The sequence below is a fragment of the Acinetobacter sp. UBA3025 genome (assembly GCF_002367915.1).
Classification (GTDB): Bacteria; Pseudomonadota; Gammaproteobacteria; order Pseudomonadales; family Moraxellaceae; genus Acinetobacter.
This window is the reverse complement of the sequence record NZ_DFDO01000273.1, coordinates 1-10991: the sequence shown is the minus strand read 5'-3', so window position 1 is coordinate 10991 and position 10991 is coordinate 1. Positions and strand designations below refer to the sequence as shown.

General features: G+C 43.7%; 12 protein-coding genes. 7 read left to right on the top strand and 5 right to left on the bottom strand.

The window, feature by feature from the left end:
• Positions 1–186 (bottom strand): hypothetical protein (locus tag B4J23_RS11520; RefSeq protein WP_291360742.1); only part of this gene is annotated, 186 nt, incomplete at its 3' end.
• 489 nt (positions 187–675) lie between these two features.
• Here B4J23_RS11520 and lpxO point away from each other — a divergent pair.
• Complete coding sequence (lpxO, locus tag B4J23_RS11515; RefSeq protein ID WP_291360740.1) at positions 676–1593, top strand: lipid A hydroxylase LpxO; 918 nt, start codon at positions 676–678, stop codon at positions 1591–1593.
• Positions 1594–1701: 108 nt separating this feature from the next.
• On the top strand, positions 1702–2118 hold the full coding sequence (locus B4J23_RS11510) for a PH domain-containing protein (protein WP_291360737.1): 417 nt from the start codon (positions 1702–1704) through the stop codon (positions 2116–2118).
• On the opposite strand, the gene B4J23_RS11505 is transcribed toward B4J23_RS11510, so the two are convergent.
• A complete protein-coding gene (locus B4J23_RS11505; RefSeq protein WP_291360735.1) occupies positions 2115–3179 on the bottom strand; it encodes an AAA family ATPase in 1065 nt (354 codons plus the stop codon). The genes B4J23_RS11510 and B4J23_RS11505 overlap by 4 nt on opposite strands.
• Positions 3180–3404: 225 nt before the next feature.
• On the opposite strand from B4J23_RS11505, the gene uvrC reads away from it, so the two are divergent.
• From uvrC to pgsA, 3 genes are all read left to right on the top strand, one after another.
• Positions 3405–5204, top strand: coding sequence for an excinuclease ABC subunit UvrC (gene uvrC, locus B4J23_RS11500; RefSeq protein WP_291360733.1), 1800 nt, complete (start codon positions 3405–3407; stop codon positions 5202–5204).
• 118 nt (positions 5205–5322) lie between these two features.
• On the top strand, positions 5323–6117 hold the full coding sequence (locus tag B4J23_RS11495; RefSeq protein ID WP_291360731.1) for a thioesterase family protein: 795 nt from the start codon (positions 5323–5325) through the stop codon (positions 6115–6117).
• A gap of 107 nt (positions 6118–6224) precedes the next feature.
• Positions 6225–6812 (top strand): CDP-diacylglycerol--glycerol-3-phosphate 3-phosphatidyltransferase, encoded by a 588-nt coding sequence (gene pgsA, locus B4J23_RS11490; protein WP_004781631.1) that lies wholly within the window; start codon positions 6225–6227, stop codon positions 6810–6812.
• Positions 6813–7555: 743 nt separating this feature from the next.
• Here pgsA and B4J23_RS11485 read toward each other — a convergent pair.
• The 3 genes from B4J23_RS11485 to argH are packed head-to-tail and all read right to left on the bottom strand — an operon-like array spanning position 7556 to position 9589.
• Complete coding sequence (locus B4J23_RS11485) at positions 7556–7816, bottom strand: hypothetical protein (protein WP_166136805.1); 261 nt, start codon at positions 7814–7816, stop codon at positions 7556–7558.
• A gap of 37 nt (positions 7817–7853) precedes the next feature.
• A complete protein-coding gene (locus tag B4J23_RS11480; RefSeq protein ID WP_004781637.1) occupies positions 7854–8129 on the bottom strand; it encodes an oxidative damage protection protein in 276 nt (91 codons plus the stop codon).
• 29 nt (positions 8130–8158) lie between these two features.
• The gene (gene argH, locus B4J23_RS11475) at positions 8159–9589 is read right to left on the bottom strand and encodes an argininosuccinate lyase (protein ID WP_291360728.1); all 1431 of its coding nucleotides are present in this window, start codon (positions 9587–9589) and stop codon (positions 8159–8161) included.
• On the opposite strand from argH, the gene B4J23_RS11470 reads away from it, so the two are divergent.
• Together B4J23_RS11470 and B4J23_RS11465 are read left to right on the top strand one after the other, a co-directional pair.
• A complete protein-coding gene (locus B4J23_RS11470) occupies positions 9580–10734 on the top strand; it encodes a sensor histidine kinase (RefSeq protein WP_291360726.1) in 1155 nt (384 codons plus the stop codon). The genes argH and B4J23_RS11470 overlap by 10 nt on opposite strands.
• A 69-nt stretch (positions 10735–10803) precedes the next feature.
• Positions 10804–10991 (top strand): LytR/AlgR family response regulator transcription factor (locus tag B4J23_RS11465; RefSeq protein WP_291360724.1); only part of this gene is annotated, 188 nt, incomplete at its 3' end.

Sequence of the window (10991 nt, the reverse complement as noted above, 5' to 3'; positions counted from 1 at the left end):
AGACTTGCCTGAAGTCACGATTAAACCCTGAATGTCAGCAGCGGAAACTGCGTCAATCGCAGCCTTGAAATCTTCAATCGTTGCACGGTTGAATTTGTTAACCGACTCACCTTGTAAGTCAAAGCGGAATTCTGCAATTCCGTCCTCAAGCATTTGGACGGTAATGGCATTGCCAGCGTGGATCATGCCCTGATCTCCTTTATTTTGGAGGACTTCTAAGTTGATGTTGTGAAGCAAGCGCGCATTTCCCGCGCACTTTTTTACTTCGCTAATCTTACGATAACTATATCCAAAAAGAACAACACAAGTTGTATCAAGCCGTGACGCAAGGGTCATCAATTTTCATCGCTCAATCAAGGTGTTGTCATGTCCGGAATACAGTGAACCGTTATCGCAGTGTAATGAAGTTATTGTTTCAATTTCACTTTTTTATTGCTGTCGCGCTGTTTTTATAACGTAAATTGACCAGATAGGGAATGTTTGCTGTGTGGTGTTTTGGTCAAAATAGTCAATTGAGATTCAAATCATTCGATACGGATGTAAGAAAATGTATGCAACGCTGTGTTCTACAAGCGGGTAGGGAGAGCGAAATCAGCTTTGTTATAATGCGGCGCAGATGTGACTTTTTTATTTTTCCCCGTTCTTTTTTGGGGCTAGGATTTTTTGGGTATTGATATGCTTAAGTGGATTATTTTGGCCATCTTTGTCATTTCAGCGTTATATATTCAGCGACGTGGCACAGTTCGGCATTCTTTTTATCGCCAGTTTTTTGACCATTCGACCCTGTTTGCACCGATCAATTTTCTGATGTACGCCTTTTCACGCGTACCGAATCAGCCTTATATCGATACGCAGCATTTTAAAGACCTAAAAGTGCTGGATGAAAACTGGGAAATGATTCGTGACGAAGCACAGGCACTCTATCAGAAAGGCAGGATCAAGGCTTCGAGCAAATATGATGACCTGGGGTTTAACTCATTTTTTAAGACTGGCTGGAAACGCTTCTATTTAAAATGGTATGACTCGGCGCATCCCTCTGCAGCAGAACTCTGCCCAAAAACTACCGCCTTGCTCAAAACTTTGCCTACCATTAAAGCGGCCATGTTTACCGAGCTGGCACCCGATAGCCGTTTGGTCCGTCATCGTGACCCTTATGCCGGTTCATTGCGTTATCACTTGGGCTTAATGACCCCGAATGATGACCGCTGCTTTATCGATGTCGATGGTCAGCGTTATTCCTGGCGCGACGGCGAGAGCGTGGTATTTGATGAAACCTATATTCATTATGCCGAAAACAAGACTGACCAGAACCGGATCATTTTCTTTGCTGATGTCGAGCGACCTTTAAAAACCCGCTGGATGGAACGCTTCAATCACTGGTTTGGTAAAAAAGTGATGACAGCAGCCAGTTCACCGAATGAGGTTGGGGATCAGACTGGTGGCTTAAACAAAGTCTTTGGTTATGTCTATCAACTCCGGGTAAAAGCCAAAGCTTTAAAAGCACAGAACCGCCAGCTGTACTATTTCCTGAAATGGTTCCTGATGCTGTGTATTTTCTTCCTGATCTTTATTCGTCCTTATCTGTTTGCCTAAGCTGCAACATAAAAAATAAAGCGCCCACATGGGCGTTTTTTATTACTTGCAGAGATTCACCACATCATTCTGATTTTGTGTAAGATAAAACAAAATAGGGGGAAGATGATGCGTGTATTTCGTTCCAAAAAAGACTGGTGGCTGCTGGCATTTTTGATCTGTATGAGCGGTTTGTTATTGCAATTATTACTGACCATGCAGGCCAAAGGGACGATGGCTCAATATCCGGTGCATACCGCAGTCTATATACTTACAATCCTCTTGGTCTGGTGGCCGGTTTGGAGCACCCGTTATATCGTGCAGGAAGGGCAATTGACCATTCAAAGCCTATGGCTGAGCTGGCAAATTCCACTTAGTTCGATTCAAAATATCCAGCCTACAGATCATTCAGAAATTGCACCTGCTTTGTCTTTCAAGCGTTTAAAAATTAGCTATACGCTGGCAGATCAACAAAAATATGTCCTGATTTCACCTAAAGACCCGGATGCATTGATTCAGGCGATTCAAGCACATCAAACAGTTTAATTGGAATCGGAGGCTTGAGGCTGAACTAGCAATTGACCATTAATGCAGTCCAGATGGAGTTGCAGTTGTTCTGGATGGTTCAGGAAATAAATCGCTAAGATCGGTTCCAGTTCAGTCCGTATTTTTCGGCCCAGATGACGGGCGCCATAACGGATGTCATGACCCTGATAAAAATGGGCCTTGGCTGCATCAGTGAGGTGAATCTGTCGTTTCTGATGTTGCAGACGTTGATTTAATTTATCCAGCTCAATCTCAACCAGTCGTGGCAGGGCATCATTTTGGATAGCCTGATAGTGCAAGGTACGGTCAATCCGGTTTAAAAATTCAGGATCGAACTTGCGCTGCATGACTTTTTCAATAATCTGCTGGGTCGGTACTTTTTTTAGACATAGTTGCTGCATTTTTTGCGGCAGATAGCTGAGCTTTTCCAGATATTGTTGCGCGGCTTGTGCACCGACATTACTGGTCATAAAAATCATGCAATTACGAAAATCGATGATTTTGGTACCAGCAGTCAACGTCAGTCGACCAGTATCCAGTACATTCATCAGACCACGAATCACTTCAGTACTGGCTTTTTCCAGTTCATCAAACAGCATGATGCCGGGACGGGTATGGCTTCCGGCAATAGCGGTTTCATCAAACAGGCTATGGCCTTCTTTAGAGCCCACATAACCCGGAGGCACGCCAGTCAGGGCAGCTGCATAATGTTCCTGCGCCAAAGTATTCATATCAATCCGGCAGAAAGCATCAGGACGGCCATAAATTGCTTCGGCAATCAGACGCACGGTCTCGGTTTTGCCGACACCGGTCGGACCAAGCATTAAGGTAACCGAAAGCGGACGTTCAGGACTGGAAAAGTCAGCCTTGACCACATGCAGCATTTTTTCAATTTCATTTAAGGCGGCATCCTGACCGATGATCCGTTCCCGTAGCAACTGCATTACAGACTGAGGTTCAAAATTAAAACGCGGTTTCCCAATCAAACGGTCACGCTCAGACTGGCTATGGCTAGAGGTGGCAGGTTGCACAACATGAATACCGGATTGGGAACTTGTCATCTTGGATCATCTCGATGATTGAACCTGTCGAGCATAGCAAAGTTAGTTCAGGCGACTTATAGCTTTTAGCAATCAGACCATATTGGGTTGCTTATAAATACGGCGCTTTGGGCATAACCTGTTTCACTTTAGATGACAGTTCGGGTGAATTTTGTGTCATCGCTTGAAAATGACACATTAAACATCACATATATCTGCATATTGCAGGTGAAAAATAGGTTTTAGGTGAACGAGAACGCACGCCCTCATATTGAAAAAATCTTGGCCAATATGACCACCTTACCCGGGGTCTACCGGATGTATGGCAAAGATGGCGAACTCTTATATGTGGGAAAAGCCAAGAACCTGAAAAATCGGGTATCTAGTTATTTTGTCAAAACCCTTGATCATCCCAAGACTCAAGCTTTGGTGGCACGGATTTATGACATTCAGACCTTGGTGGTGCGTTCAGAAACTGAAGCTTTATTGCTAGAGCAAAACCTGATCAAGCTGCATCGTCCACCGTATAACATCATGCTGCGTGATGACAAATCCTATGTCTATATTTTTGTCTCTGCAGACAAGCCCTATCCGCGGATTGCCAGCGGTCGTGGCAAGGGCAAACATCAGGTCGGCAAGTTCTTTGGACCTTATCCGAGTGCTTACAATGCCCGCGATACTTTGGTTATTCTGCAAAAATTATTCAATGTACGTTCTTGTGAGAATGGTTTCTTTGCCAATCGTACTCGACCTTGTTTGCAATATCAGATCAAGCGCTGTTCCGGCCCTTGTGTCGGCCTAATTTCACCTGAGGATTATCAGGAAGATGTCAATAATTCGATTCGCTTCCTGCAAGGCGATACCAAAGAGTTGAATCAGGAACTGATTGCCAAGATGGAAGCAGCCGCAGAAAATCTGGAATTTGAAAAGGCGGTATTTTATCGTGACCGGATGGCATTACTGCGTGATGTACAGGCCCAGCAGGCGATTTATAAAGTCAAAGGTGAGGCAGATATTCTGGCGATTGCCTACCAGGCAGGCGTAACTTGTGTGCAGATCATGCATGTGCGTAATGGCAAGATGCTCGGCGGTAAAGGCTATTTTCCGGATATGCTGAGTGACGATCTGGGACAAATGCTCTCGGATTTTATTGCCAACTTCTACTTCCAGGTTGCCGATGAAATTCCTTCTGAACTGATCATAAATATTGAAATGCCAGATCGGAAGGAGCTGGAAGCCGCACTTTCTCAACATTTTGACAAGAAGATTCAGATCAAGTCCAAAGTTCGGGAAACCCGTGCCGAATGGCTGGAACTGGCACAGATGAATGTACAGCATGCCATTCAGGGCAAGCTGGCCAATCACTTTGAGCTGAATGAACGTTTCCATCAGTTAGAGGAGGTCGTAGGACGGCCGGTAGATCGGATTGAGTGTTTCGATATCTCGCATACTATGGGTGAAGATACGGTTGCTTCTTGCGTAGTCTTTGATAGTGGAGGCGCGCACAAACGCGATTATCGCCAGTTTTCTATCAATGATATTCAGGCGGGTGATGACTATGCCGCGATGCGTCAGGCCTTAACCCGTCGTTATAAAAAAGCCATGCTGCCAGATTTGCTGCTGATTGACGGTGGTAAAGGGCAATTGCATATGGCGATGGAAGTCATGCAGGAACTTGGGCTGGATGCCTTTATGGTCGGTGTGTCTAAAGGCGAAGGGCGTAAGCCGGGTCTGGAAACCCTGCATTTTACCGATGGCAGCAAGATCCAGCTTCCAGAAGATCATAAGGCCCTGCATCTGATCCAGCAGGTACGTGATGAAGCTCACCGTTTTGCCATTACCCGCCATCGGGCCAAACGCGATAAAAAACGGGGTTCATCCGTATTGGAAGTGATCCCAGGATTAGGGCCGAAGCGCCGTCGTGATTTATTGACCCATTTTGGCGGGATTCAGGGTGTGCTTAAAGCTTCAGAAAAAGATCTGCAACTGGTACCGGGTCTGGGTTCGGTCATGGCCCGGATGATTTATAAAGTTCTGCATGAGTAATCGTTTTATATCAATTACAAGTGCAAAAATGCACATTGACCTTCGAGTCAAAGGTCATTTCTATTCATAGATTTTTCCAGCAATATATCGGTTCATCAGACAAAGTTGAAGGATCGATATGTCTTTGCAAACACTGTACGCACAAATTGCGCAGCAAGAATGGATTGAAATGCCGCCAGGCTGGGGGCAAGGAAGAACCATGTACGGAGGACTTGCAGCTGCAGTCATGATGCAAAAAGCCGTGGTAATAATCAATGATCCTGCTAAACGTTTGCTGAGTACCAGTGTGACTTTTGTTGGCCCGGTACAGGAAGGCAAAGCACGCCTAACTGCGGAAATTCTGCGTGAAGGCAAATCGGTCACTACCATCGAAGTGCGTCTATGGCAGGATGAGGCTGTTCAGAGCATTCTGATTGCCAGTTTCGGCGTAGCGCGCGATTCTAGCATTCAGGTACATCAGGAAATCCAGGCTCCGGATTATGCTCCTCCTGAAACCCTGTTCCAGATTCCTGCACAGTTCAAGCTTCCAAAGTGTTTTGATCATTTTGAACTCAGATGGGCGGATTTGAATCTGCCGTGCAGTTCAAGTGTACGTCCTGATTTTGAAGGCTGGTGCCGCTTCCACCCCGATCTACATTCTGACCGTGAATTTCAGTTAGCTGACCTGATGGCCATTTTTGACATCTGGCCACCTGGGGTGTTGCCGATGTTTCAGACACTGGCCCCGGCGAGCAGCCTGACCTGGACTGTAACCTATGTGCATCCAGTGCAGCATCAGCTACATGATTGGTTTAAATATAAAGTGATTACCGACCATGCGGCTGACGGTTATTCAACAGAACATGCCTATCTGTGGGATGCAGAAAATCGGCTGATTGCGATGGCCAGACAGACAGTGACGGTGTTTGCCTAGTGACACTTCAAGTCAATTCGTATAAAGTGAAGCGTATTAATGATGGATTAAACCTCGAAAAAAGTGTGCATTTTCATCGTACATGAGGGGAACAATTGGCGGTGTCTATGACTACAGGTCGTATCCTGAATATTCCAAATATCTTGACCTTGGCTCGTATTATCCTGATTCCGGTTTTTTTATTGGTCGCATATTGGCCACCGGCAATGGGATTTAATGAAACCAGTCCTGATGTGACGCGGCATATTATCTTAACGACAATTTTTGTAGTGGCTGCAGTCACTGACTGGTTTGATGGTTATCTGGCGCGTACTCTGAATCAGACCTCTGCTTTTGGTCGTTTTTTGGATCCAGTTGCAGACAAGTTGATGGTCGCTGCTGCGCTTATTGTCTTAGTGCAATGGCAACCTTCGATCTCGATGGCTTTTGCAGCGATTGTGATTATTTCACGGGAAATTACAGTTTCAGCTTTACGTGAATGGATGGCTGAACTCGGTGCGCGTACCAGTGTGGCGGTGTCGACAGTGGGTAAATACAAAACCGCGTTCCAGATGATCGCAATTACGGTTTTCCTGCTGAACTGGCCACCGCTAGAAATGCTGGCTTATGCGTTGCTATATACAGCTGTGGTACTGACCTTATGGTCAATGTTTATTTATCTAAAAGCAGCTTGGCCATATCTGAAACAGCCTTAATCAATAAAAGCTCCTTAAAAGGGGCTTTTTTTTATAGCTAAAAATAGAGAATATAAAAATAACAGGCAAAAAAATACCCAGCCTTTGGGGGAAGAACTGGGATGAAATCGGGGGTATTTCTCAGTTATTATTATAGTTATTCAAAGATATCTCATCTTCTTGCTGGTCATTATAGGGAGCATCTTCCACAAAATCATGTGGTTTCTTGTAGCTGAATGTTGTGTTTTGTGAGAGCAATGTATACAGAATTTACAATTGATTATTTTGATACAAATCTGATTGCTTTTCAGTAAGATAATAGCTGCTTAAATTTAAAAAACACGGTAAGAAAATGACAGGTTTTGAGCCTGTTTTTTAGGTCAATAATTTTCGATTTCATGAAAGTTAAAATAGTTTTTGGAGTGCTTTTAAGAAAAATAGAATATCTATAGAAAAAGAATATTCGAGGAGTCTCTTGCCGGGTATTTAACTCATGATCTGATGAAGAAATACTTTTCAAATTAAAAAGAGAATTCTTTTTATGGATTATTTTTTATAGCATTTGAAGTTATATGTTTCGCTTAATTTACGTAAGAGAAAAGCTTGAGCTTAGATAAAAAAATTTCCATGTAAGGAGTTTTTTTATTCTATGAACTTATAGCTGCTTGTCTTGTGTAAAAAACAAAAAGAGTAGGGCTTTAAACTAAAAGGGGAATCTTTCATAGATTTCCTTTTTGACAAGTAAAATTATGCGCTTGTCTTGCTTAGTTAAAACGCAGTTTAGCTCTTGCAGTATTCATAAAAAAAAGAGCCTTGTCAGGCTCTTTTTTGACATTTGAAACTACGCGCTTCGCTTGTCTTGAGTAATTTTTAGAGCAGTACATAAAAAAGAATCTCCCATAACGGAGATTCTTTTTAAAGCCTACGCGCAGCATAGCTGCTTGTCTTGCGGCGTGGCGGAGCAGTGCTTTTGATATAAGAAAAGCCCCGTTTATGGAGCTTTTCAAATGTTGACCTACGCGCACCTTCGGTGCTTGTCTTGAAGAAAAATAAGGCAGCGCCTTATTTTTCTTCAGGCTTTAGACCTTCAGCTTTTTCCAATGATTCATCATTGTTAAAGAACTTCTCGCGTTGCTCTTCAAGGAACTTTTTCGCATCCGGTTCAAACACGTTTAAACGCTTTTCATTGATCAGCGTGGTCTGGTGTTTCAGCCATTCTTGCCAAGCCTGTTTAGATATCGTATCAAACAGTTCCTGACCCTTTGCACCCGGGAATGGTGCAAAGTCTAAACCTTCCATTTCTTGTTGATACTTACGGCAAAAAACTTGTCGAGACATATCAATACTCCAATTTAAAGCGAAAGCAATTAAGCGTAAAGTTTCTCTAGGCGAGCATGCGCACGTTCGATCGCAGCTTCAACCTGTGCAGGTGCAGTACCACCAATGTGATTACGTGCATTCACAGATGCTTCTAAAGTCAGAGCTTTTTCAAATACATCTGCCTGAATCAGATCAGAGAACTGTTGCAGTTGCTCAAGTGTCAGTTCAGACAGGTCTTTACCTTCCTGTACACCCAGAGCTACCGCTTTACCCACAATTTCGTGTGCATCACGGAATGCTACGCCATTTTTTACCAGATAATCTGCCAGGTCAGTGGCCGTTGAGAAGCCACGAAGTGCTGCTTCACGCATAATTTCGATGTTTGGTACAAGCGCAGGAATCATATCCGCAAATGCCATTAATGAACCACGGACGGTATCGATCGCATCAAATAATGGTTCTTTGTCTTCCTGGTTATCTTTGTTGTAAGCAAGCGGTTGACCTTTCATTAGGGTCAACAAGCTCATCAGATCACCATATACACGGCCAGTTTTACCACGGATCAGTTCAGGTACATCCGGGTTTTTCTTCTGCGGCATAATAGATGAACCAGTACAGAAACGGTCTGGAATATTTACGAACTTGAACTGAGCCGATGTCCATAGGATCATTTCTTCAGACATACGTGACAGGTGCATCATAATTAAAGATGCCGCAGCATTGAATTCAATACCGAAATCACGGTCAGAAACGGCATCTAAAGAGTTTTCAGCAACAGCTTCAAAACCTAGAAGCTCAGCGGTATAAGCACGGTCAATCGGGTAAGTCGTACCTGCTAGAGCAGCAGAACCGAGTGGCATACGGTTAACACGTTTACGGCAGTCAATCAGACGTTCAGAGTCACGTACCAGCATTTCAAACCACGCCATTAAGTGATGACCAAAAGTCACCGGCTGTGCAGTTTGCAGATGGGTAAAACCTGGCATGATGGTATTGGTATTTTTCGCTGCCAGATCCAAGATGCCTTTTTGCAATTTTTTTAGTAATTCCAGGATCGCATCAATTTCATCACGGACATACAGACGGATATCTGTGGCAACCTGGTCATTACGGCTACGGCCCGTATGCAATTTTTTACCGGTGATGCCGATACGCTGAGTCAGGCGCGACTCAATGTTCATATGCACATCTTCAAGGTCAATGCGCCATTCAAAGTTACCTGCTTCAATATCTGCTTTAATGGCAGTCAGACCTTCGATAATGTCATCACGTTCCTGTTCGGTCAGTACGCCAACTTTTGCCAGCATGGTTGCATGTGCAATCGAGCCTGCAATGTCTTGTTTATAAAAACGTTGGTCAAATTGAACAGATGCTGTAAATTCAGCAACAAAAGCATCAGTCGCTTCAGAGAAACGACCGCCCCACATACCCGAAGTCTGGGCTTGTGATGGATTTGAGGAATTAGAAGATGTGGTCATGTCGGCTCAATCAGATTAAAAGCAGTAGAACGAAAAAGAGTATAACAAATTCAAAGCCCGTTGCCGAAGTCCAAGTCGATCAATCTTTTACATCTCCGACCGGATCAGCGCAAAGCTCCTATTTTTTTAGCCAGATCGGCAAGCTGCACTATTTGCTGGAAATGTTTATTGGCGGCAATGTGCTGGCCATGGTCTTAGCCTTGGCAAAAGCACAGTCCTGGCAGGCACTCAATCTGGCAGATCTGCTTCAATATATGCTGTATATCAACTGGGTACTGTTATGTTTTGCAGCGCTAGTCGAGTTTTTTCATCAGCATTTTCAACGCATGGGGATTAAGCTGGCATTAATCTGCGGATTTCTGCTATTACAGGCCATTGTTTTGGTAACTACGACCAGTCTGAATGTACTGACTTATTTTGGCAGCAATTTGAATTTTCAGGGACTGAGTTTGGCGATCGCACTGGATCAGGTCGGCCTACATCTGAGTTTTGGTATCCTGTTAGGCATGTTCTGTTTTCGCTATCTATATTTGCGTGAACAATGGGCACAGCAGCAGCACAGTGAATTGAATGCACGGATTCAGGCCATGCAAGCCAGGATTCATCCGCATTTTCTGTTTAATAGTCTCAATAGCGTGATTAGCCTGATCAGTATTGACCCGGACAAAGCCGAACAAATGTTGCTGAATTTGTCCCGTTTATTTCGGGCTAGTTTTCAGGAATTGAAGCTGGTCAAGTTGCAGGAAGAAATTGAACTCTGCCAGCGCTATCTGGAGATTGAACAGATTCGTCTGGGAGAGCGTTTGCAGGTCGAATGGAAATTAGAAAACAAAGACTTATACTCACAAGTCCAAATTCCATTATTGACTTTACAACCCCTAGTGGAAAATAGTATTTTCCATGGAGTTGAAAAAATTTTGACAAAGAGTACCATAAGCATATTGATTGAAATCTTGCAAAATCAAATTAATATCATCATAACAAACCCCTATACGCAGGATAATAAAACATTAAAAAAGGGACATGGTATTGCAATTGAAAATGTCAGACAGCGTCTGGAAGCCTATTACGGACCTACGATGACGTTTCAAACTTTCGCCGGTGGAGGGGTGTTTACCACGGTTGTGCAATATCGCTATAAATAAAAAGAAATCAAGGAAATCACAGTTAACTTATAATCAAATGAATAATGTTGACTGGATTAAGGAGGAGAAATGGACGTCCTGATTTGTGACGATGAGCCTTTGGCTGTCGAGCGACTATCACGTTTAGTCTCTCAACTGGGGCATGATGTAGTTGCAACAGCTACGCATGGTCGTCAAGCAATTGATCTGGCTCACCAGCATGAACCTGATGTCATCTTATTAGATATTCAAATGCCTGAAATGGATGGTTTGACCTG